Source organism: Amycolatopsis albidoflavus (genome assembly GCF_039525725.1).
Classification (GTDB): domain Bacteria; phylum Actinomycetota; class Actinomycetes; order Mycobacteriales; family Pseudonocardiaceae; genus Amycolatopsis; species Amycolatopsis albidoflava.
Window position 1 is genome coordinate 680088 of sequence record NZ_BAAAHV010000022.1, and the last position, 22716, is coordinate 702803.

Consider the following 22716-nt stretch of genomic DNA (forward strand, 5'->3'; position numbering starts at 1 on the left):
CGACTTTGGCGACTAGCCGTCGCGGAGCGTCCCGGGTTGGGCACAATGGGGCGGCGGCGGGCTTGCCGCACGGGCACCTGAGGGGGAGCTGGTTTTTTTGACGCGCGCAGGGTGGGACGCATTCCAGGCCGCACAGTCCGAGGCGGCGGCGGGCCGGACGGCCGCGCTGACCGGCCCGGACGGCGTCGGATGGCTGCTCGTCCCCGGCCAGGCGTGGCAGCGGCGGCTGCCGGACGGGAACTGGCAGTACACGCAGCCGCCGTCGGATCCCGGCTACCGCGGCACCTCCCGCCTCGTGCCGCCGCCGGGCACTCCCGCTCCCGGCGTGCCCGCCCCGGGCGGATACGGCGCGCCGCAGCAGTACCCGGGCGGCCAGCAGGGCTACCCGGGCCAGGGCGGCGGCGGAGGCCCCCGGCCGCCGTACCCCGGCCCGCAGGGCAACCCGGGCGGATTCGCCGGACCGCAAGGCAATCCAGGCTATGCCGGTCCGCCCTCGCCGCAGGGGACTCCCGGCGGTTACCCCGGTCCGCAGGGCACTCCGGGCGGCTATCCCGCACCGCAGGGCAACCCGGGCGGGTTCGCCGGACCGCCTGCGCCGCAAGGGAATCCGGGCGGCTACAACGGCCCGCCCTCGCCTCCGCAGGGCTACCGCCCGCCGCAGCCCGGGTTCCCGCCCGCGCCGCAGGGCGGCCCGTGGTCCGGCCAGGTTCCGGCGCAGCCGCCGCCCGCCGCGCCCGCGCCTTCCGGACCGCAGTCGCCCGCCGCGCCCGCGCCTTCGGGGCCGCTGCCGGTCGCCCCGGCGCCGAATCCCGCCCAGCCGCCGCAGATCCGGGTGGAGAGCCTGGGCCAGACCGGGATGTTCGTCGCCGGGACCGAGTCGATGGCCGAGTTCGTCGCGCGCGCCACCCGGGTCGTCGCCTGGGCGGACGCCACCCGGCACGGCACCGCGAACGGCCCCGGCGAGCCGCCGCCGCCCGAACCGGAGCGGCCGGGTTCGGACGGCTCCGGCAACAACGTGCTCGGCGACATGGCGCGGCACAGCCGGTCGGTCACGCTCGACCTGCTGGCCGCGGGCAACCGGATGTGGCAGCGCAAGGAGCAGTCCCGCTACGAAAAGGCGTACGAGGAATGGCAAACCGCCTACGCCGAGTGGGAGAAGCGCGAAGCGGCCCGGATGACGGCGGGCACCAAACAGCCGAACCCGTTCATCCTGCTGGTGGGGGAGGCGAACACCGGCCAGCGCCGGTTCACCCGGGCGATGAAGGCGTCGCTGACCGAGGCCGAGGTCGGGTTCGACACCGCCGAGTTCTTCGACTGCGCCGCGCTGCTCGCCGAGTACGCCGACGACCCGGTCGAGCGCTCGGTGCCCGCGACGATCAACGACATCGAGAACGGCGGCTCCGCGCTGCTGCTGGCCGAGCGCGTCGACGCCCTCTTCGAGAAGGACCTCGCCGCCACGGTCCGCATGCTGCGCAATTACGCCCGCGACCAGGACAGCTGCCGCCTGATCATCCTGGACGGCACCGAAAAGGTGCTCGAACAGCTCAGCACCGAGGCCCCCGACCTGGTGCAGACCATGCTGCAGTACCGGCTGCCCCGGTTCGACCGGCCCGCGGAAGCCGCCGCGCTGCTGGACGTCCTCGCCCGGGAACGCTCGTTCGGCCTGCCGGGCGACGTCCGCGATCGGCTCGCCGCGCTGGCCAAGGAACCCAGCGCCCGCACGGTGGAAGCGCTGCTGGACGCGGCCTCGCGGCAGGCGATCAGCCGCGGCGCGATGCCGGGCAGCCGGATCGAAATCGGCCATCCGGACATCGAGCCGCTCGTGGCCGCGGCGGGACAGCGCGGCGGATCTTCGATCGAGGAGCTGCTCGCTGAGCTGGACGGGATGATCGGCCTCGACGCGGTCAAGGAGCGGGTCCGTTCGCTGACGTCGGAGATGACGATCGACGCGCGGCGCCGGGAAGCGGGCATGAAGGTCGCCGTGCGCAGCCGTCACCTGCTGCTGACCGGGAACCCGGGCACAGCGAAGACCACGGTCGCCCGGCTGCTCGGCAAGATCTACCGGGCGCTCGGCGCGCTGCCCAAGGGCCACGTCGTCGAGGTGACCCGCACCGACCTGGTCGGCGAGTACGTGGGACAGACCTCGCTGAAGACCCGCGCGGCGGTCCAGCGGGCCGTCGGCGGCGTGCTGTTCCTCGACGAGGCGTACAACCTCGTCAACGACAAGGACGACGACTTCGGCCGGGAAGCGGTCGCGGAATTGCTGGTGCAGATGGAAAACCACCGCGAGGACCTGGTGGTCTTCGCGGCCGGTTACCCCAAGGAGATGGACGCCTTCCTGGAATCCAACTCCGGCCTGCGCTCGCGGTTCGCCGGCACCATCGAATTCCCGGACTACTCCAACGACGAGCTGGCGCAGATCTTCCGCGCGATGGCGAAGGGCCAGGGCTACGAGCTGTCCGCGGACCTGCTCGCGGCGCTGCCGGAAGCGGTGCGGCGGATCCCGCGCGGCCGCGGCTTCGCGAACGGCCGGTCCGCGCGCGTGCTGCTGGAAGCGGCGATCGGCAAGCAGTCGACCCGGTTGACCACCGACGGCGGCGCGGACCTGGTCACGCTCGTCGCCGCCGACCTGCCCGGTCCCGGCGAGTCCGGCGTGGGCGCGGTGGACGATTCCGGACCGCGGCGCAGTCTCCCGGAGCTGCTGGCCGAGCTGGACGCGATGATCGGGCTCGACTCGGTGAAGCAGCGCGTGCGGTCGATGGTGGACGAAATGGCCGTCGACGCGCGGCGGCGGGACGCGGGCATGAAGGTCGCCGTCCGCAGTCGCCATCTGCTCTTCACCGGCAACCCCGGCACGGCCAAGACGACCGTGTCGCGGCTGGTCGGGCAGATCTACCGCGAGCTGGGCGTGCTTCCGTCCGGCCACCTGGTCGAGGTCGGCCGCGGCGATCTCGTCGCCGAGTTCACCGGCCAGACCGCGCCGAAGACCCGCGAGGTGTGCGAACGGGCCGCGGGCGGCGTGCTGTTCATCGACGAGGCGTACAACCTCGTGCGCGACGACAACGACGACTACGGCAAGGAAGCCGTCACCGAACTGCTGGTGCAGATGGAAAACCATCGCGAGGACCTGGTGGTCTTCGTCGCGGGCTATCCCAAGCAGATGGACGAGTTCCTCGAGTCCAACCCCGGGCTGCGGTCGCGGTTCTCCGGCCGGATCGAGTTCCCGGACTACTCCAACGACGAACTCGCCGGGATTTTCGCGGTGATGGCGAAGAGCCAGGGCTACGAGCTGTCCGCCGACCTCTCCGCGGCGCTGCCCGAGGCGATCCGCCGCATTCCGCGCGGCCGCGGGTTCGCGAACGGCCGGTCCGCGCGCGGCCTGCTCGAAGCCGCGATCAGCGGACAGTCCAGCCGCCTCGCCGCCGCGCCGGACACACCGTCGGATCAGCTGGCCGTCCTGGTGGCCGCGGACTTGCCGGGCGAAGCAGGGGTCGCGGTCAGCGACGACGCCGGACCGCGCCGGGGGCTGGACGACCTGCTGGCCGAACTCGACGGGATGATCGGCCTGGACGAGGTGAAGTCGCAGGTCCGCGCGCTGGTCGCGGAAACGCGGCTGGACGCGCGCCGCCGCAAGGCCGGGCTGCCGGTCGGGGCGCGCAGCAGGCACCTGGTGTTCACCGGCAACCCGGGCACGGCGAAGACGACCGTCGCGCGCCTGATGGGGCAGCTGTACCGCGAGCTGGGCGTGCTGCCGTCCGGGCACCTGGTCGAGGTCGCGCGGCCGGACCTGGTGGGCGAGTACATCGGCCAGACCGCGCCGAAAACCCGCGAGGTGTGCGAGCGGGCGATCGGCGGGCTGCTGTTCATCGACGAGGCGTACAACCTGGTCCAGACCTACTCCAACGGGACCGACTTCGGCAGCGAGGCGGTCGCGGAACTGCTGGTGCAGATGGAGAACCACCGCGAGGACCTGATCGTGATCGCCGCGGGCTACCCGGCGGACATGGACCGCTTCCTCGACGCCAACGCGGGCCTCCGGTCCCGCTTCGGCGCCACCGTGCACTTCGCCGACTACGACAACGCCCAGCTGGCCGCGATCTTCACGGCCATGGCGGGCAAACAGGGCTACCGCCTCGACGCCGGGCTCGCCGAAGCGCTGCCCGGCTTCATGGCCGGCCTCGACCGCGGCACCGGGTTCGCGAACGGCCGTTCGGCCCGTGGCCTGCTCGAACGCGCGATCCGCGCGCAGGCGATGCGGCTGGCCGGCCCGGATGTCGACCTGGAGGCCCTCGACGACGCCGAGCTGACGCTGCTGACGGTTCCGGACGTGTCCACAGCGGAGTGACCCGCTCGAGTGCTCAAGCCCCGCAGGTCCGTGAAGGGCTCCTTGAGGGAATCTGATTCCCTCAAGGAGCCCTTCACGGACGGCGAACCCCGGCCGGAGGAGACCGTGTCACCGCACTGGGCGACGCCGTCGCGGGGCGGTCCGAATGCGACGGCTACCCTGAACGTCGTGCCTTCTCCAGCCGCTGATTCCGCTCGCGCCCGCCGTGTCTCCCTCGTGACCTTGGGCTGCGCCCGCAACGAGGTCGATTCCGAGGAGCTGGCGGGCCGGCTGGCCGCGGGCGGCTGGGAACTGGCCGCCGAACCGGAGGACTCCGACGTCGTCGTGGTCAACACGTGCGGGTTCGTCGAATCGGCCAAGAAGGACTCGGTCGACACGCTGCTCGCCGCCGCCGACACCGGCCGCAAAGTCGTCGCGGTCGGCTGCATGGCCGAGCGCTACGGCAACGAACTCGCCGACAGCCTGCCCGAGGCCGACGCGGTGCTCGGCTTCGACCACTACGCCGACCTGTCCTCGCGCCTTGACGACGTGGTCGCCGGCCGCGCGATCGCCGCGCACACCCCGTCCGACCGCCGCAAGCTGCTGCCGATCAGCCCGGTGCAGCGGCCCGCCGCGACGGCCGAGGTCGAGGTGCCCGGGCACGCGCAGCACGGCTGGGGCCCGCGCGTCCTGCGCACGCGGCTGGACGATTCCCCGGTCGCCGCGCTGAAGATCGCCTCCGGCTGCGACCGGCGCTGCTCGTTCTGCGCGATCCCGTCGTTCCGCGGGTCGTTCGTGTCCCGCCAGCCCGACGAGATCGTCGCCGAGGCGGCCTGGCTCGCCGAGAACGGCGCGAAGGAACTGTTCCTGGTCAGCGAGAACTCCACGTCGTACGGCAAGGACTTCGGCCGCGACGGCACCCGCGCGCTCGAACTCCTGCTGCCGCGCCTTGCCGAGATCGACGGCATCGAGCGCGTCCGCGTGTCCTACCTGCAGCCCGCCGAAACGCGGCCGCAGCTGGTGCAGGCCATCGCCACCACGCCGGGCGTCGCGGACTACTTCGACCTGTCCTTCCAGCACTCCAGCGAGCAGGTGCTGCGCCGGATGCGCCGGTTCGGCTCCACCGATTCCTTCCTCGCGCTCACCGAGCAGATCCGCGAGTACTCGCCCGAGGCGGGCATCCGCACCAACGTGATCGTCGGCTTCCCCGGCGAAACCGAGGACGACCTGGCCGAACTGGAGCGGTTCCTCACCGGCGCCCGGCTCGACGCGGTCGGCGTGTTCGGCTACTCCGACGAGGACGGCACCGAGGCGGAGACCTTCGACGGCAAGCTCGATCCGGCCGTGGTCGCCGAGCGCGTCGCGCGCATCTCGGCGCTGGTCGAGGAACTGACCGCGCAGCGCGCCGAGGACCGGATCGGCACCTTCGTGGACGTCCTGGTCGAGCACGACGGCACCGACGGCGACGACGCGGTCGGCCGCGCCGCGCACCAGGCCCCCGAGGTCGACGGCGAGTGCGTCATCCTCGAGGACGAAGACACCAAGCCGCTCGCGGTGGGCGACATCGTCCGCTGCGAGGTCGTCGACTCCGCCGGCGTCGACCTGGTCGTCCGCCCGGCGCCGGACGCCGGCCGGTGAGTGCCGCGCCCAGCGGGGCGGGCGAGGGCGTGCCCCGCGCCGCTTCCGAGGGCGGGGCACAGCTGCCCGAAGCCACCCCGGTCCCGACGCTGAACCTGGCGAACCTGCTCACCATCTCGCGGCTCGTGCTGGTTCCGTTGTTCGTGGTGGCGCTGTTCACCGGCCACGGCGAGGACACCACGTGGCGCGCGATCGCCACCGGGCTGTTCGCCATCGCGTCCGCGACCGACCAGGTCGACGGCTGGGTCGCCCGCCGCTACGGGCTCATCACCGACTTCGGCAAGATCGCCGACCCGATCGCGGACAAGGCGCTCATCGGCGCCGCGCTGATCGGGCTCAGCGCGCTGGGGGAGCTGGGCTGGTGGGTCACCATCGTGATCGCGGTGCGCGAGATCGGCGTGACGCTGCTGCGGTTCTGGGTGATCCGGCACGGCGTGATCCCGGCCAGCCGCGGCGGCAAGGCGAAGACGATGGCGCAGATCCTCGCGATCGTGACCTATCTGCTGCCGCTCCCGGCCGGAGCGGACCCGGTGCGCTGGGCGCTGATGGGGATCGCGGTGGCGCTGACGGTGATCACCGGCGTCGACTACCTGGTCCGCGCGATCCGGCTGCGCGCCGCGGGCCGGCGCGCGATGGGCACGTGATGACCGAAGCGCGCGAACTGGTCGCGACCCTCACCCGCCGGGGGGAAACCGTGGCGGCGGCGGAGTCGCTCACGGCCGGTCTCGTCTGCGCGACGCTCGCCCAGGTGCCGGGCGCGAGCGCGGTGCTGCGCGGCGGACTGGTGGTCTACGCCACAGAGCTGAAGGCCGCGCTGGCCGGCGTCGACGAACAGTTGCTGGCCGAACACGGAGCGGTGCACCCCGAGGTCGCCGCGCAGCTGGCCAGCGGCGCGCGGGAGCGCTGCGGGGCGACCTGGGGGCTCGGCCTGACCGGTGTCGCGGGGCCGGATCCGCAGGACGGCGTGGCCCCGGGAACGGTGTACGTCGGGCTCAGCGGACCGGGCGTGAACACGGTGCGTGAACTGGCCGAGTCCGGTGACCGGGACACGATTCGGACCGCGTCGGTGCGCGCCGCGTTCGCGCTGCTCGGGGAACAACTAGACTGAAAACGGCGTTCGCCCTTGGCGTACGTACGTGTCAAGTCCTGCACTCGGGGCACCGCTCTGGGTAACGTAGGAGGCACCAGTTCGGGAAGGGAGGCGCGTGATGACCGTGCTGTTGCGCGAGGCGATCGGTGATCGGCTCCGTCATGCCCGCACCAACCAGCGTCGGACGCTGCGTGACATCTCCCGCGCCGCCCGGGTGAGCCTCGGCTACCTGTCCGAGGTCGAGCGCGGCCAGAAGGAAGCTTCCAGCGAGCTGCTGGCGTCCATTTGCGAGGCGCTGGAACTGCCGCTGGGCGAGCTGCTGCACAAGGTCGCCGCGGACGTTTCGGCCCTCGACAAGGTCGAGGTCGCACCGGTGGAAGAGGTGGAGACCGCGCCGAGCCAGACGGTGCCCGACCGCGGCGAGGCCGGGTTCGAAGGCGGCCGCCTGGTGTCGGAGCTGATCGGCGACGACCTCTCCGACCTGCGGCTTCAGCCCGCTCCGCGGATGAACACGACGTTGCGGACCACGATCGGCGCGCCGAAGCTGGCGTCCACGATCGCGGCGTAACGCCCGCGCTGTTTCGCTGTACGGCCCCGGGGATCTCCCCGGGGCCGTCGGCGTGCGCGGGGTTCCCCTTCCGGGCCGGTCCCGACCGCCGGTCAGGGCTGACCCTGAATTCCCCCGGGGTCGCCTGGAACGGCGGAGGCCGACCTGACACGATGGAACCCAACGCCGGGGTCGGTACGTTGTGCGACTAGGGGAGCGACGCCCCGCCCCGAAGCAATCAGGGCCCGTGGGACGCAAGAAGGCAGGCGGAGGAGATGGCCAACCCGTTCGTGAAGTTCTGGAAGTACATGATGGCGGCGTTCTCGTCGAAGATCGACGAGCACGCCGACCCGAAGGTACAGATCCAGCAGGCCATCGAGGAGGCGCAGCGCAATCACCAGGCGCTGACGCAGCAGGCCGCCTCCGTGATCGGCAACCAGCGGCAGCTGGAGATGAAGCTCAACCGCCAGCTCGGCGAGGTCGAGAAGCTGCAGGCCTCGACGCGCCAGGCGCTCGTGCTGGCCGACGAGGCCCGCGGCAAGGGCGACGAGGCGAAGGCGACCCAGTTCGAGACCGCGGCGGAGAGCTTCGCCGCGCAGCTGGTCACCGCCGAGCAGAGCATCGAAGACCTCAAGACGCTGCACGACCAGTCGCTGCAGGCGGCCACGCAGGCCAAGCAGGCCGTCGAGCGCAACGCGACGATGCTGCAGCAGAAGCTGGCCGAGCGCACCAAGCTGCTCTCGCAGCTGGAGCAGGCGAAGATGCAGGAGCAGGTCTCCGCGTCGCTGAACCAGATGAGCCAGCTGGCCGCGCCGGGCAACACGCCGTCGCTGGAAGAGGTCCGGGACAAGATCGAGAAGCGCTACACCACCGCGCTGGGCTCGGCGGAGCTGGCGCAGAACTCGGTGCAGGGCCGCATGATGGAGGTCCAGGAGTCGGCCACGCAGATGGCGGGCCACTCGCGGCTGGAGCAGATCCGCGCGTCGATGCGCGGCGACTCGGTCGCCCAGGTCACCGACGGCGGCGCGGGCGCGGCCGCGGCCAAGCCGGCCGCCGCGTCGGGCGACATCCAGCGGGAGATCCAGGCCCGCGTGCAGGCCGAACAGGGCAAGAACCCGGCCTGACCGGCCGGGCAGGAGCGGCGCAGGGGGTAGCGCGGATGGCCAAGCGGCGGGACTTCAGCGAGTTCAACGCCAAGCTCGAGAAGCACATCGAGCGGTTGCCCGACTACGCCCAGCGCGCTCAGGAAAAACTGCAGCGGTACTTCCCGCCGGCCGAGGAAGCCGGCGGGAAGCCGCAGCAGAGTCAGCGCGGTCCGGTCTCGCCGCCGCCGGTGCCGCGCCGCCCGTCGAGCGCGGCCGCGTCCGCGGCGTTTTCCTCGGTCGCCGGGCAGGTGCCCGCGGTCGCCGAGGTGCGGGCCAAATGGCAGCGCTGGAACGAGCCGAGCGCGAAGCACCAGCGCCGGATCCGCCGCACCTCGCGCGTGCTCACGTTGTGGGTGCTGGTCACGATCCTGCTCGGGATCCTCACCGTGCTCACCGCCACTGGCCTGCTCGGCGGAGCGGTGGCAGGCCCGGAGATCGGGCAGGCGGTGTTCTCGGGTTTCGCGACGCTGGTGTTCGGGACGTTCAGCGTCCGCACCGGGATGCGGTTGCGAGAGCTGAAGAAGGTCGAACTTCCCGCCGCGCCCAGCGGCCCGCCGCCGCTGCCCGCCGCCGCTTCGGCCGCGCGCGAGCCGATGGAGCGGCTGGCCGAGTCCGAGGCTTCGCTGCGCGAACTCTTGAAGCAGCTTTCCGTGCCGACTTCGCTGGGCACCACCGCGGTTCCGGAAGTCTCGGTCGCCGACGCCCGCGCGACGGCCGACGAGGCTGCCCGCGCGCTGCGCGGCCTGGCCGACCGGATCCAGGCGATCGAACGGGGCCGCAATTCCGCGCCGGAGCGCGAACGTTCGGCGTTGCAGGCCGCGGTGGCGAAACTGCGCGAACAGCTCGACGACGGAATCGAAGGCTACGGCGGCCTGGTCGCCGCGGCCGGCCGTGCGGTGGCGGCGAGCAGCGACGGGATGGTGACGTCGCGGGAGGCGCTGACGGACGCGACGGATCGGCTCGCGGGGTTGGCGCTGGCGTTGAAGGACCTGGGCTGACCAGCCTGGCCCGTTTGCTGGGTCGTGCGGCGCGATTCCGGGAATCGCCGCGGCTGGTCGAGCGGTGACGGCATGGTCACGTCGCGGGAGGCACTGACCGACGCGACGGACCGGCTCACCGGGCTGGCGCTGGCGGTGAAAACCAGCCTGCGCTGGCCATGGCGCCAGGGTCGTGCGGCACGGTAATCCGCCGCGAAACGCCCGATCCAGGGGTGAATGTGGTCCGGGTGCCCAGCTTCGCGCCGACTCCGGGAATCGCCGCGGCCGGGCGGAAACGCCGTCCTGATGGCCGAGTTTGGGATTCCGGTCGGCGCAACCGGACAGTCCGGCCGCGACGGTGCGTGAGTTTCCCCCGCACACCGCAACAATCGCGTAATCCGATCCTGCTGGTGACGGAAACGTCTGCGGTTTAACGTTTTTCCCATGAGGTCGGTGTTGGCACCCGCCAGGCCCGGCGTCACGGGCTGAGGTTCGCGGCGCCGGACGTACACAGTGGACTCCTCCGATCCCGCCGAGGAAAGGACGCCCTCGTGACTACGCTCCCGCCGGAACCTGATCCTGTTCCCGTCCCCCCGCCCAGCTCGCACGAGCGGGTCCGCACCGCGTTCGAGCGGCTGGCGAAAGCCGACCGCCCCGGGCTCTGGGCTTCGGTGCGCACCATGGAGGAAGTGCTCGTCGAAGCGAAAACCGTCGACGAACGCGTTCACGCGGGCGAAGACCTCCCGCTGGCCGGAACCGTCTGCGCGGTCGACGCCGACGCCCCGCCCGAGCTCGCCCGCCTGACCGACGCCGGCGCGGTGGTCCTCGGAACCACCGTCGCGGACCCGGAAAACGCGGCGGTGGGTCTCGAGATCGTCGACCTGGCACTGAATTCCTCCGCGCGAGAGATCGCCGCCCCGCCCGGGGTGCTCACCCTCAAGCCGACGCCCGGACTGATCCCGGGAACGACCGTTTCGGTGTCCGCCCAGCGACTCACGACCGCCCAGCGAGCCGTCGCGGCGATGCTCGGCGGCCCGGACCCGGGTGCCCGCGAATGGCCAGCCGACGTCCGCCTCGGCACCGGCCAGCACCCGCGCCTCGGCATTCCCGCCGAAGCCAGTCTCCCGCTGCCCGCGAGGAGGGCGTTCGACGTCGCCGCTGCCTCTCTGGAGGCTTCCGGTGCCGTCTTGGTCCCGGTGGACGTCAGCGCGCTTTACGGGGCCGGAAACGCCCTTGGAGCCGGCTCGCTGCTGGCCGATCTGGACGCGCTGCTCCTCCCGACCGTCGGCGTCCTGGACGCGACCCTGAACGCGCTCGACCTGGCTGCGGTGACCGTGCCGGGCGACCGGCGGCCGTACGGGATCACGGTGGTGACGCGAGCGTTCGAGGACCAGATCGGCATCGACCTGGCTTCGGTGCTGACCGGGGAGCAGTCGCCGGATCCGTACCCGAGCGAGAGCGTCGACGTCGTGGTGTTCGGTGCGCACCTGTGCGGGCAGCCGCTGCACGACGAACTGCACGGGGCGCGGTTCGGCGGTCTGGTCCGGACTGCTGAGCGGTACCGGCTGGTGCTGCTCGACGGTGTCACCCCGCCGCAGCCGGGAGTGGTCTCCGGCTCGGCCGGCGTGGACGGCGAACGCTGGTGCTTGTCTCCGGCGGCGTTCGGCCGTTTCGCGGCCGGGTTGGCGGCGCCGTTCGTGGTGGGCCGGGTGGAGTTGGAGGACGGGAGTTCGCCGCTCGCGGTGCTGTGCGAACCAGCGGCCGCGGTTGGCGGGGAAGGTCTGGACCGGTACGCGTCCTGGCGGGGCTACCTGCGGTTCGTGAGCACTGGCGGGCCGCGGTTCCCTGGCTGAGGCGGATGGGCCCGAGTGCGCACAGCCGGACTCGGGCCCGCCCGACTGGCGACGAGCAGGCCGGGAAGGCCACACGTCTGGTTCTCCCGAGCGGGCGCTCGCCGGTTGAGGAGAACCGGTTTGTGTGCCTGAGCCCAGACTTCGCCGTCCGACCGTTGAGTCCAGGCCCCGCTACCGACCCGCCGCGAGCCCCCGGCCGACGCGGCGGACCAGGCCGGGGCCGTGCAGGGCGAAGCCGGTGTAGAGCTGGACGAGGCTCGCGCCCGCGTCGAGCATGCGCCGGGCGTCGTCCGGGCCGAGGATGCCGCCGACACCGATGATCGGCAGCTTGCCCTCGGTCTCTTCGTGGACGAAGCGCACGACTTCGGCCGAGCGTTCGGTCAGCGGGCGGCCGGAGAGACCGCCGGTTTCCGAGGCGAGTGCGGCTTCAGCGGGGGCGATGCCGGCGCGGGAGAGAGTCGTGTTGGTCGCGATGATGCCGGCTACGCCGTGGTCCAGGCAGACTTCGAGGAGTTCGGCGAGCGCGTCGTCGGTGAGGTCGGGGGCGACTTTCACCAGCAGGGGCGTGTTGCCGCCCAGTTCGGTGCCGGTCTTGCGGAGTTCGGCGAGCAGCTCGGCGAGTGCGGATTTGTCTTGCAGCGCACGGAGGCCGGGGGTGTTCGGGGAGCTGACGTTGATCGCGAAGTAGTCGGCGAAGGGGTGCAGCGCGCGGAGGGAGTAGCGGTAGTCCTCGACGGCCTCGTCCAGCGGCGTCACCTTCGATTTGCCGATGCTGATTCCCAGCGGTACCGCGGGTTTTCCGTGCGCGGCGAGGCGGTCGGCCAGGGCTTGGGCACCGTCGTTGTTGAAGCCCATGCGGTTGATGACCGCGTCGGTGGCGGGGAGGCTGAAGAGGCGGGGTTTGGGGTTGCCCGGCTGGGGGTGGCGGGTGACTGTGCCGACTTCGATGAAGCCGAAGCCCAGGGCCGGCCAGGCGTTGAGGGCTCGGCCGTTTTTGTCCATGCCCGCGGCTAGGCCGATTTTGTTGGGGAAGGTTAGGCCTAGGACTGTGGTGGGATCGTTCGTCCGGTACGCCTTGGTGATGGGGCGGAGGGCGGTTCCGGCTCGGCTCAGGAGGGTGACCGTGCGTTCGTGGACTACCTCGGGGTCGTGGTAGGCGAGCCGGTACATCGCTGGGCGGACGATCCTGTCGAAGAGCACGTTGCCCATGCTGCCGTATGGGGGGTGGGTTGGCTGGGGTGGCTGGGGGGTGTTGTGGCGGGGGTCGCGTCCGGGGTTCGGCTCGTCGCCTGGCGGCGACATTGCCGTGGTGGTTGCGTGGGGCACCCCGAAGCTTGATTGTGCTGACGGTCTGGGGGTGCTTGTCAAGGCGGGAAAGATGCCTTGACAAGCACCCCCAGACCGCAGGAGAGCTTCGTATCGGGGTGCGGGGGAGGGGCTGGGTGCCTCGATCGTTGGGTGCAGCGGTGCGGTTTGGGGGCTGGGTGCCTCGATCGTTGGGTGCGTTGGTTGCGGTTGGGCGCGCACTTGCTTGCGCCGTGCCCGCGCGCCCAACTTGACCAGCCCCGCAGCCCCGCGTTTACCCATCAATCGGCACCTGCGCGCCAACCCGGCCAGCCGCGCCACCCTTGAGGGAATCCAGGTCCGTGAGGGTTCCCCTCACGACCATTGCGGGTCGTGAGGGGAACCCTGACGGAATCAGAGTCCCTCAGGGTTCCCCTCACGGCACCAACTGCTGCGGTCTCGAGCGGGTGATGTCTGTGAAGGGCTCCTTGAGGGAATCAGAGTCCCTCAAGGAGCCCTTCACGGCATGTAGCGAGTCTGTGGGCGTCCTGAGATCGTGCCCGGCATCCGTGCCCAGAGACCTGCTTGAGGCAGGCCAGCTTTCAGCCGGGGCCCCGCCGAAACATCCGACTTCTCGTGCCCGCCCGGCGGCATCCGCGAACCAGCCGTCCCGGGCCATCAGTTCAGCCGGGCGGCGCCGGCTTTCCACTCGTCTTCCAGCATGGCGTAGACCAACTCGTCGGTCCATGCGCCTTTGACGATTTCGTTTTCCCGCAGCCTTGCTTCCTGACGCATGCCCAGGCGTTCCATCAGCGCCGCCGACGCGGTGTTGCGGCCGTCGCAGCGGCCGATGATGCGGTGCAGCCCCAGGTCTTCGAAGCCGAGTCGCAGGACTTCTCTCGTCGCTTCCAGGGCCAGGCCTTTTCCGTGATGGTCGGGGTGGAAGACGAAGCCGATCTCGCCTTGGCGGTGTTCGGCGCTGAGGTATTCGAGGTTGAGGTCGCCGATGAGCTGCCCGGTTTCGGCGAGTTCCACGGCGACGGCGAGGAACTGGCCTTCCTCCGACAGCGTCGCGCTGTGGACGCGCTTCGCCAGCGCGGCGGCGGACTCCGCGCGGCTGCGAGGCCCCCAGTACAGGTAGCGGACGACGTCCGCGCGGGACTGGAACGAGTTCAGGGCATCGAGATCGTCGTCCCTGAAGGGGCGGAGGAGCAGGCGTTCGGTGCTGATCGGATAGTCCGGCCTGAGCATCCCCCAAGCCTAGCGACTTCTCCCGCTCCGCAGGAACCGTCGCGGTGATCGCCGAGAGGGAACATGGCGACGCTTCACTGACAAGCGGACATGGAAATTCCCGGGGCGCCTCCTGGACGCCGTCAGCGTCCAGGCTCGAGCCGGACCGGTGCTCGAGAACCCCGGGAACCCGGTGACTGCCTGGTATTCGTCAGCAGGCAGCACGTGAAGCAGGCGATGAGCCGAAGGTGGCTCTTGCTGTATCGCTGCTCAAAGTCCCTACACGTGCCATCCGCTAGCGGACAGCCACCTCACGCGTCCTGTGTGAATACAACTTAGGACCACCTCCTCTCTCGTGTACTGCCACGCTAACCGCGAACCTCTCGGTACGGCAACATCATTTGCGCGGCGGTCCATCGGCCGGGACGGGGCCGGGCTGGCAGCGCGGGCAGCACCAGGTCGGGCGCTGGTACGGTCCGTCGCCCTGCCGGCGCACCAGCAGCGGGCCGCCGCAGCGGAAACAGCCTTGGCGGGTGCGTTCGTAGACCCAGGTGCGGCGGCCGCGGCGGAGGTCGCCGGTGGTGGCTTGCTCGTGCCGCCACGCGTTGGCGACCAGCAGCTTGCGGGCGAGCGCCACCGTCCGTGCGGGGTCCACTTCGGACACTGGGGTCCACGGGGAAACCCGCAGCAGGAAAGAGATCTCGCACTTGTACAGGTTGCCGACGCCGGCCATGATCCGCTGGTCCAGGAGTGCGTCGCCGAGCTCGCGGTCCGGTTTCGCGGCCAGGTTGGCGGCGGCCCGTGCGGCGTGCTCTTCTGTCCATTGTGGATCCAGGAGATCCGGTCCGAGGTGTGCGACGAGGTCATGTTCCTCGGCGGTGGGCACCAATTTCAGGTCGTGCAACCGGAAACCGATCGCTTGGACGTCCTCGGTCATCAGCACGACGCGCGCATGATGGGCGGGCATCGACCACTTCGCGCCCGCGGGCTGGATCTTCCATTCGCCGTCCATCCGCAGATGGCTGTGCAGCGTCAGGTCGCCGGAGAAGCGCGTGAAGAGGTGCTTGCCGACGGTGCCGACGCCGTGGACCTCCCGGCCCGCGAGGTCCACTGTGGCCAGTTCGGGGTGCCGGAACTGGCCGCGCACCAAGGTTTTCCCGGCGAGTGCACGGTCGAGCAGCTTTCCGGCCAGGAATACGGTGTCGCCCTCGGGCACGAGTTCAGCCCGCGGTTTCCGACACTTCCGCCTGCGCGGCTTCTTCCTCGGCGCGCACGCGGTGCCGTCCGGCGCGGTTGGAGCGCAGGATCTTGGCGAGGACCATGTTGAAGGTCAGCGCGATCTCCTGTGCGCCAGGGGAATGCCACTCGTGGATCGGGCTGCACGCGCCCTGGGCCTGCTGCACCGCGAGCCGGTCCGGGATCGCGGTCGGCATCACCAGGGAGCCGAAGTTCTCGCGCAGCTCCGAGACCCGGAACTGGTGCTCGTACGACCGCACGCGCAGCTTGTTCACCAGCACGCCGATCGGCCGCAGCGCCGGATTGCTGTCCTCGCGGATCCGTTCGATCGCTTCGAGCGCGCGCTGGGCGCCCGCGACCGCGTACATTGTGGGCTCAGTCACAATGAGCGCGCTGTCGGCCGCCACGAGAGCGGATTTCGTGAGCCTGCCGAGCGACGGCGGGCAGTCGATGATCGCCAGCTCGTACGGGTCCTCGCGCAACGGGTGCTGGTGCAGCTCGTCGAGCGCTCGGGAAAGGTTTTCCAGGCGGCGGCCGTCGGAGTCGGGTTCGTTGAGCGACTCCAGCTCCTCGGCGCCGACCAGCACGTCGATCTCCTCGCTCCAGACGCTGGGCGCGATCGCGCGTTCGAGGACGGCCCGCGCGGGCGTCTCGAGCACGTCGGCGAGCGTCGCGTCGGTGAACGGCGGGTCGAGCGAGGTGGTGGCGTTGCCCTGCGGGTCGAGGTCGGCTACGAGCGTGCGGGTTCCCCTACGCAGCGCGGCCGACGCGATACCGAGCGCGACCGTCGTTTTGCCGACACCACCCTTGAGGCTGAGAACGGCGACCGTGTGCACTCGACACAGCCTACGGGCCGCCCGCCGGGGCGGTAGTGCGGAAGGTGGCGAACGCCGCTGCGGCGCCCACGCGGGTCACGGCTAGTGACCGGCGGCCATTACCCTGTCGGCCATGAAGACCGACACCGTGGCCGCCCGGGGTTCGGGCGCTGTTCGCCGGGCGCTCGAGGCCGAACTGCGGGCCGCCCGCGCCCGCGGCGTGGAGCAGCCGGTCGTCGTCGACGTCGGCGGCGGGAGCGGCGGCTGGGCGGTGCCGTTCGCCTCGGCCGGATGCCTGGTCACCGTGGTCGAACCGAACCCGAACGCGCTCGCGACACTGCGCCGGCGCGCCGAGGAAGAGGGCGTCTCCGGCCGGATCACGGTCATCGCCGACGACTCCGACGCCCTCGGCGCGCACGTCCCGGCCGGGTCGGCGGACCTGGTGCTGGCGCACGGCCTGCTGGAGGTCGTCGACGACCCGCGCGCGGTGCTCGACGCACTCGCCACGGCCGTCTCGCCGGGCGGTGCCGTGTCGGTGCTGGTGGCCAACCGCACCGCGGCCGTGCTGCATCGCGCGCTGGCCGGCCGGATCTCCGAGGCGCAGCGGCTGCTGGAAGGTACTGAAGGGGTTGTCGCGGGGGACACCGTACTGCGCAGGTACGACAGTTCCGGGCTGACCGAGTCGCTCGAGGCCGCCGGCCTGGAGGTCACGCTGCTGCAGGGCGACCGGGTGATCTCGGACGTCGTGCCGGGCGGGGTCCGCGAGGACGAACTGGCCGAGTTCGAGCTGAGCGCTTCGGCGGTGCCCGCGCTGCGCGACGTCGCGGGCCGGTTGCACGCCATCGCCCGGCGGGCCTGAGAAGCTCGATTCCTGGTCGCGTCGCGGTGCGGGAATCGTCCTGGCGGCGTTGCGAACCACCCGTAAGCGTGGTCGCCGCGGCTCGAGCGCCGGGAATTGTCGGTGGCGGCGGGTAGCGTCCGGAGGCGTGGGGAGAAACGCCGAACTGCCGAGCGGGATGGCCCGCTACCGCGTCACCACGGGCGCGACCGAGCTGCCGGACGACACCGGCTGCTCGATCCTTCACGTGGACATGGACGCCTTCTTCGTGTCGTGCGAGCTGCGCACGCGGCCGGAGCTGGCGGGCCAGCCGGTCGTCGTGTCCGGCGGCGGCCCGCGCTCGGTCGTCGCCGCGGCGAGCTATCCGGCGCGGCGCTTCGGCGTGCGCTCGGCCATGCCGTTCGCCACGGCCAAGCGGCTCTGCCCGCAGCTGGTCTGCATCCAGCCGACGCCAGGGCTGTACGGCGAGGTGTCGCGCGGCGTCATGGGGATTTTCCGGGAGCTGACGCCGCTGGTCGAGCCGCTGAGCCTGGACGAGGCGTTCCTGGACGTAGGAGGCGCGCTGCGGCGGCTGGGGACGACTCCGGGCGTGCTGGGGGCGCGGATTCGGGAGCGAGTGCAGGCGGAGCACGGGATCGCGTGTTCGGTTGGCGTCGCGAAGGTGAAATTCGTGGCGAAGCTGGCCTCGGGGATGGCGAAGCCGGACGGGATGGTGATCGTTCCCGCCGCCGAGACGCTGGAGTTCCTGCACCCGCTGCCGGTGTCGGCGCTGTGGGGAGTGGGGAAGCGGACCGAGGAACAGCTGCGGCAGCACGGCTGGCACACGATCGCGGACATCGCCGCCACCCCGCCCGCCCGGCTGCGGCGCTCGGTGGGCCGGGCCGCCGGGGATCACCTGTGGGCGCTGGCGAACGGCCATGACGACCGGGCCGTGGAACCGGAGTCGGCGGAGAAGTCCATCGGAGCCGAGCACACGTTTGACATCGACGTCCTGAACCGGGACGAGCTGAGCCTGGAGCTGCTGCGCCTGTCCGAACGGGTCGGGGCGACGCTCCGGTCGCGCGGGCTGCGCGGGAGGACGGTGTCGATCAAGGTGCGGTTCGCCGATTTCCGCACGATCACCCGAGCGCGCACCGTGCTCTCGGCGACGGACGTGGCCCGCGACATCCACCGGACGGCGGTCGAACTGCTGACGGAGCACGCGCCGACGGGAGCGATCCGGCTGATCGGGGTGCGGGTGGAGGGCCTGGACACCGGAGACGAGGGCGAGCAGCTGTCGTTCACGAACGACGAGCCGCGCTGGCGGGACGCCGAGGTGGCGGCGGACGTGGCGAGACTGAAGTTCGGCTCGGCCGCGATTCGGCCAGCTTCGCTGCTTTCTCCTCGGGAGGAGTGAGGTCTGGGGTCGGAGAGGCTGGGTTTTCGGTGCGGGCTGGGGCGGGGTCGGCAGGGAAGGCGGTGCGGGTTCGGTCGGGAGGAGCAGGCGTCTGCGAGGCCGAGCTTTCGGTGAGGGTGCTGGAGCGGGGTCGGCAGGGAAGGCCGGGCGCGTTCGGTCGGGAGGAGCAGGTCGGATTTTGCGTTGGGAGAGCGCCGCGACCCGTGCTGCTGGTCGGCCCGCGGCCGCCTTGCGCGGTGCCGGAACCAGGTTGAGGAGCTGGCCTAGGTCTGCCAGCCGATCGGAGTGGTGCTGTGGGCGCGCGGGGCGAACGTGCGTGGTCTGGGCGGCTAGACGTGGGGACGGGTACATGGTGCTGCGCGGCTAGGCGTGGAGACCGGGCGAAGGTGTGTGGGGCTGAACGGTTAGGAGCCGGGGCGGGCGCAGGTGCGCGGCCCAGAGGCTAGGCCTGGACGCCGGGTCAAGTGCATGGTCCCGAGCGGCTGGGCGTCATGGCGAGGCCGAGGTGCGGGGTCACCGCGCGGCCGACGGCGCTCGGGTCCGTTGCGCGGGTCGTGCCGGGTTCGCGGCTGAACCTCCCGGCGCCGGGCTCGTCCCCCTCGGCGGGTTCGTGGGCGATTCGCCGGGATGGGCACTCGGTCGGCAGCAAGCGTCCGGTGCGGGCTCGGCGGCCTGGGTCCGGATTAGGGGTTCGGCGGTCGCTCTGAGTCAGCGGGATCCGGGTTGTTCGCGCGGTGGGCGATTGCCGATCTTGGCGGTGGGCAAGTGAAAAAATATCGGAGGGTATCGATCGGCGGAAGATCGTCCCGGGAGGGGCGTCGGCAGGGCGGGTGGTCGGCGCGCGGACGCTCTCTCTCCGTGACGAGGGACCCCGCCCGGGGGAGGCCGACAGGGCGGCGGAGGGTCCTGGACTGCGCCGATGGGGGTGACTTCCGTCGCGGTGACGCACTGTCAACCCGCATTGTGCGGGATTTCCCCCGATTCGATCATTTCCGGATCGGGGATCGGGTAGTCGGACGAGCGCGGGGCTCGTATCCTGGACAGTGCCACCCCGCCTGGGGTTGGCTGTTGGGTCCAGGACGTTGCGCGGCCCGGCGCCCGCGACAGCTGTGCCGGAGGAGGAAAGATGCCACTCTCCGAGCATGAGCAGCGGCTGCTCGACCAGATCGAGCGCGAGCTCTATGCCGAGGACCCCAAGTTCGCATCCACGGTGCGAGGCACCCGGTTGCGCCGACCCGCGCGCCGTCGGCGCATCCAGGGGATCGCCCTGTTCGTGGTGGGCGTTGCGCTGCTGGTGCTCGGTGTGGTGATCCCGGTGTTGCGGGTCGCCGACGTGCCGGTGGTCAGCGTGCTCGGGTTCCTCGTGATGTTCTTCGGGGTCATGATGGCCGTGACGTCGCTGCGCCACAGCGACAGCGGCGGCAAGAACAGCCATGACGACGGAGGCGGCGGGGGGAAGCCGTCCGGCCGCAAGAGCTCCTTCACCCAGCGCATGGAGGAACGTTTCCGCCAGCGCTTCGAAGGCCAATAGCACGACGGCGAATCCGCGCTTCTCCCCTCGGGGCGGAGCGCGGATTCTCGTGCGCGGGCACGGACCGCACCGGCTAGCGGGACACGGGTTCCCCTGCTAGCGGCCCGCGGGCAAGACGCGTGCTCGGTCTGCGTCGGTTGCGGTTCGCTTCGGTCTGGTACGCGGTGCGACGCGCTCTCGGTTCGGGATGCTCGGCCGGGAGCCGGGAGCCGGGAGCCGGGAGCCGGGAGCCGGGAGCCGGGAGCCGGGAGCCGGGAGCCGGGAGCCGGGAGCCGCTGGCGCTCAGTGCAGGTCAATGCTCGATCCGGCCTGCCGTTGTAATGGTTCTGAGGCAACGTTTCAGCGTGCCGGTTCGGATGGCGGCTCGGCGGGCGGGGCCATTGCGGACCTCGGCTTGTGCGGCTGCCGGTTCGAGTCCGAGCCCGATGGCGCGTTGTGGCTCCCCGAGTCCAGAACAGTTGACGTGCTGGTCGGGCTAGCGCCGTGACAGGGCGGACTTCTCAGTGCCCAGACTTGCGGGCAGGCAGCAACGACCGCTTCGTCGGTGCCGGACCTGCGAAATCAGGGGATCTCGGCCTCGATCTGATCGAGCTGGGCGGCGAGGATTTCTTCGAAGGCGGCGTGGCGGTCTGCTCCGAGAGGGCGGACGTCGCGGGCGAAGAAGGCCAAGGCGGGAAAGCGTTCGGGATCGGCGCCGAGCACCGCGACGCGGAACTGTTCCAGTCCCTGTTCGTACTCCTCGGCGGTGATGGTGCTGATGCCTGCCTCGGACGCGATCAGCGCGGCCAGCAGGATCACGATGCGGTGGTATCGCACCGGGACCTGCTCGTCGGGCAGGCCGGACGCGCGCAGGGCCTGCAGCAGTTCCTCCATGACCAGCCGGGATCCGGTGCCGCCGGAGGCGTAGCGGCCCCACACCGTCGCTAGCTGGGGCTGCTCGCCGAAGGCTGCGTGCAGGCGCAGGCCCAGCGCGGTGATGCGCTGCTTCCAGTCGCCTTCGGGGCGGTAGCCGTCCATGGCGGCCAAAAGGATCCGGTCGGCGACGGCGCGCAGGAGTTCGGTCTTGTTGCGGAAGTGCCGGTAGAGGCTCGACGGATCAGTCCCGAGCGCCGCGGCGAGCTTGCGCACGCTGAACGACTCGGCGTCGCTCGTGCGCAGCAGGTCCGCCGCCGTGTCCAGGATTTCGTCGGTCGACCATCGCCTGCGGCCAGTCATCTCGCCCCTCTCGTCCAGGCCAGCATATCCTATGCACTTGCCGATGCACACGGTGTGTGCATAATGAGGACAAAGCGCTGGGCGGCCTCTGGAGCACATCCGGCGCATCGACTGGGGAAGAAGGAAACATGAGCGAACTCGCTGCCGGGACGCGCCCGCCGGAGCCGGATTTCTCGGTGATCACGACTGAGGAACTGCTGGTCTATCGCGAGGCGGAGAACCGCTTCCGGGCCTCCAGCGCGGCGCGGGCGATCCTCGGACAGCCGCATCCCGATGCCTCGATCGAGTGGCGGGAGATCGCGCTGCCTGGGCGCGACCTGCCGGTGCGGGTCTACCGGCCGGCGCGAAACCGGACCGGCCTGCCGCTGGTGGTCCACGTCCATGGAGGCGGTTTCGTTGGCACGGCCGCGCAGTGCGACTGGACCAACAGCCACCTCACCGCACGGTTGCCCGCGGTCGTCGTCTCGGTCGAACATCGGCTCCTCGCTCCCGACAGCCCGCTCGCGAACGCTGCCGACGACGGTTGGGACGTGCTTCGCCACGTGATGCGGCAGGCCGCGGAGTTCGGCGTGGACCCGGGGCGCGTGGCCGTGTTCGGGGAGAGTTGCGGAGCGCTGATCAGCGCGCTGACGGCTGTCCGCGCCAGGGAAGCTGGGCTGGAGCTCAAGGCGCAAGTGCTGGTCAACCCGGTGGCCGACGTCACAGAGACGATGTTCGACTACCCCTCGATCGCCGAATACGCATACAGCCCGAGCCGGGCACTGCCGCTGCTGCAGCTTTTCCAGCGGCTCGCCGTCCCGCCGGGAGCCGACGCCGGGGCTGTTTCGCCATTGTCCACAGAGGACTTGAGCGGGCTCGCCCCGGCGCTCGTGGTGGTGCCCACCCAGGACGCGGTCGCCGACCACGGCCGCCGCTACGCCGAGCGGCTGCGCGAGGCGGGAACCTCGGTGCGGCTCACCGAATACCCGGGCGCGAAGCACGCGTTTCTCACTCTGCCCGGTGTGGAACCGCAGGCCGAGGCCGCTCAGGCGGAGATCTTCGCGTTCCTCCGCGCGGCCTTGGCGGAGTGACCGAGCAGCACGACGATCCGAAGCGACGACCACGGCGTCGCCATGACCGGAAAGCGCTGACGAGAGAAGATCCTGATGACACAACAACTTCAGGCACGAGGCCCGCTCGCGGCGATCTACGCGGGTCTCGCGCTCACCGTCCTGGCGACGATCGCCGCCTACGTCGACCGCGGCACCACCCGCCTGCTCGCCGACCACGTCCAGACCGGCTATCCCGCCTATTCCCCGGCACAGGTCGACTCCGCCGTCACCACCTACTTGGTCGTGTTGTCCGCCATCGGAGCGCTCGGCGTCGTTGGCTGGCTCACGGCGGCCTGGGCCGTCAAGGCAGGCAAGAAATGGGCCCGCCCCGCCGCGTCCGTCCTGCTCGTGCTCGGCATCAGCGCCGGGCTCGCCGGACTGCTGACCAAAGACACCTCCGGCGCGACCGGACTGCCGCCGGAACTGGGCTGGGCGGGGACGATTCCCTGCCTGGCGGGCGTTCTCGCGGTCGCCTTGTTGTGGACCAGAAGGCTGACGACATGACG

Annotated in this window: 18 protein-coding genes; 13 read left to right on the top strand and 5 right to left on the bottom strand. The window is 71.1% G+C overall.

The window, feature by feature from the left end; all coding sequences use genetic code 11:
- The first annotated feature begins 97 nt into the window (after positions 1 to 97).
- The 8 genes from ABD156_RS36290 to ABD156_RS36325 all read left to right on the top strand — a co-directional run bounded on the left by ABD156_RS36290 (position 98) and on the right by ABD156_RS36325 (position 11574).
- Positions 98 to 4345 (top strand): AAA family ATPase, encoded by a 4248-nt coding sequence (locus ABD156_RS36290; protein ID WP_344284746.1) that lies wholly within the window; start codon positions 98 to 100, stop codon positions 4343 to 4345.
- Between the two features lie 168 nt (positions 4346 to 4513).
- Entirely contained in the window at positions 4514 to 5962 is a 1449-nt protein-coding gene (rimO, locus tag ABD156_RS36295; protein ID WP_344284750.1) for a 30S ribosomal protein S12 methylthiotransferase RimO, read from the top strand.
- Complete coding sequence (pgsA, locus tag ABD156_RS36300) at positions 5959 to 6606, top strand: CDP-diacylglycerol--glycerol-3-phosphate 3-phosphatidyltransferase (RefSeq protein WP_344284753.1); 648 nt, start codon at positions 5959 to 5961, stop codon at positions 6604 to 6606. Before rimO ends, pgsA begins: the two co-directional genes overlap by 4 nt.
- On the top strand, positions 6606 to 7070 hold the full coding sequence (locus ABD156_RS36305; protein WP_344284756.1) for a CinA family protein: 465 nt from the start codon (positions 6606 to 6608) through the stop codon (positions 7068 to 7070). The genes pgsA and ABD156_RS36305 overlap by 1 nt, the downstream gene beginning before the upstream one ends.
- Before the next feature lie 100 nt (positions 7071 to 7170).
- The gene (locus ABD156_RS36310) at positions 7171 to 7620 is read left to right on the top strand and encodes a helix-turn-helix domain-containing protein (protein WP_162834710.1); all 450 of its coding nucleotides are present in this window, start codon (positions 7171 to 7173) and stop codon (positions 7618 to 7620) included.
- Between the two features lie 254 nt (positions 7621 to 7874).
- The gene (locus ABD156_RS36315; RefSeq protein ID WP_182893389.1) at positions 7875 to 8723 is read left to right on the top strand and encodes a PspA/IM30 family protein; all 849 of its coding nucleotides are present in this window, start codon (positions 7875 to 7877) and stop codon (positions 8721 to 8723) included.
- A 35-nt stretch (positions 8724 to 8758) separates the two neighbouring features.
- Positions 8759 to 9742 (top strand): phage shock envelope stress response protein PspM, encoded by a 984-nt coding sequence (pspM, locus tag ABD156_RS36320; RefSeq protein ID WP_344284767.1) that lies wholly within the window; start codon positions 8759 to 8761, stop codon positions 9740 to 9742.
- Positions 9743 to 10272: 530 nt separating this feature from the next.
- On the top strand, positions 10273 to 11574 hold the full coding sequence (locus tag ABD156_RS36325; protein WP_344284770.1) for an allophanate hydrolase-related protein: 1302 nt from the start codon (positions 10273 to 10275) through the stop codon (positions 11572 to 11574).
- 171 nt (positions 11575 to 11745) lie between these two features.
- On the opposite strand, the gene ABD156_RS36330 is transcribed toward ABD156_RS36325, so the two are convergent.
- The 4 genes from ABD156_RS36330 to ABD156_RS36345 form a co-directional block, all read right to left on the bottom strand.
- Positions 11746 to 12774, bottom strand: a complete 1029-nt coding sequence (locus tag ABD156_RS36330) for a quinone-dependent dihydroorotate dehydrogenase (protein WP_344284773.1) — start codon at positions 12772 to 12774, stop codon at positions 11746 to 11748.
- Between the two features lie 762 nt (positions 12775 to 13536).
- On the bottom strand, positions 13537 to 14109 hold the full coding sequence (locus ABD156_RS36335; RefSeq protein ID WP_344284775.1) for a GNAT family N-acetyltransferase: 573 nt from the start codon (positions 14107 to 14109) through the stop codon (positions 13537 to 13539).
- Between the two features lie 376 nt (positions 14110 to 14485).
- A complete protein-coding gene (locus ABD156_RS36340) occupies positions 14486 to 15304 on the bottom strand; it encodes a DNA-formamidopyrimidine glycosylase family protein (protein ID WP_344284778.1) in 819 nt (272 codons plus the stop codon).
- 4 nt (positions 15305 to 15308) lie between these two features.
- Positions 15309 to 16160, bottom strand: coding sequence for a ParA family protein (locus tag ABD156_RS36345; RefSeq protein WP_344284781.1), 852 nt, complete (start codon positions 16158 to 16160; stop codon positions 15309 to 15311).
- A gap of 112 nt (positions 16161 to 16272) precedes the next feature.
- On the opposite strand from ABD156_RS36345, the gene ABD156_RS36350 reads away from it, so the two are divergent.
- The 3 genes from ABD156_RS36350 to ABD156_RS36360 all read left to right on the top strand — a co-directional run bounded on the left by ABD156_RS36350 (position 16273) and on the right by ABD156_RS36360 (position 19904).
- On the top strand, positions 16273 to 16998 hold the full coding sequence (locus ABD156_RS36350) for a methyltransferase domain-containing protein (RefSeq protein ID WP_344284784.1): 726 nt from the start codon (positions 16273 to 16275) through the stop codon (positions 16996 to 16998).
- Positions 16999 to 17155: 157 nt separating this feature from the next.
- Complete coding sequence (gene dinB / locus ABD156_RS36355) at positions 17156 to 18373, top strand: DNA polymerase IV (RefSeq protein ID WP_344285344.1); 1218 nt, start codon at positions 17156 to 17158, stop codon at positions 18371 to 18373.
- A gap of 1126 nt (positions 18374 to 19499) precedes the next feature.
- A complete protein-coding gene (locus tag ABD156_RS36360) occupies positions 19500 to 19904 on the top strand; it encodes a DUF3040 domain-containing protein (RefSeq protein WP_037362805.1) in 405 nt (134 codons plus the stop codon).
- 561 nt (positions 19905 to 20465) lie between these two features.
- Here the strand turns inward: ABD156_RS36360 and ABD156_RS36365 are convergent.
- Complete coding sequence (locus ABD156_RS36365) at positions 20466 to 21119, bottom strand: TetR/AcrR family transcriptional regulator (protein WP_344284789.1); 654 nt, start codon at positions 21117 to 21119, stop codon at positions 20466 to 20468.
- 128 nt (positions 21120 to 21247) lie between these two features.
- Between ABD156_RS36365 and ABD156_RS36370 the strand changes: the two genes are divergently transcribed.
- On the top strand, positions 21248 to 22189 hold the full coding sequence (locus ABD156_RS36370) for an alpha/beta hydrolase (protein WP_344284792.1): 942 nt from the start codon (positions 21248 to 21250) through the stop codon (positions 22187 to 22189).
- 75 nt (positions 22190 to 22264) lie between these two features.
- Positions 22265 to 22714 carry a hypothetical protein gene (locus ABD156_RS36375; protein ID WP_344284794.1) on the top strand — a complete coding sequence of 150 codons (450 nt, stop codon included), beginning with the start codon at positions 22265 to 22267 and terminating at the stop codon, positions 22712 to 22714.
- Positions 22715 to 22716 lie beyond the last annotated feature (2 nt).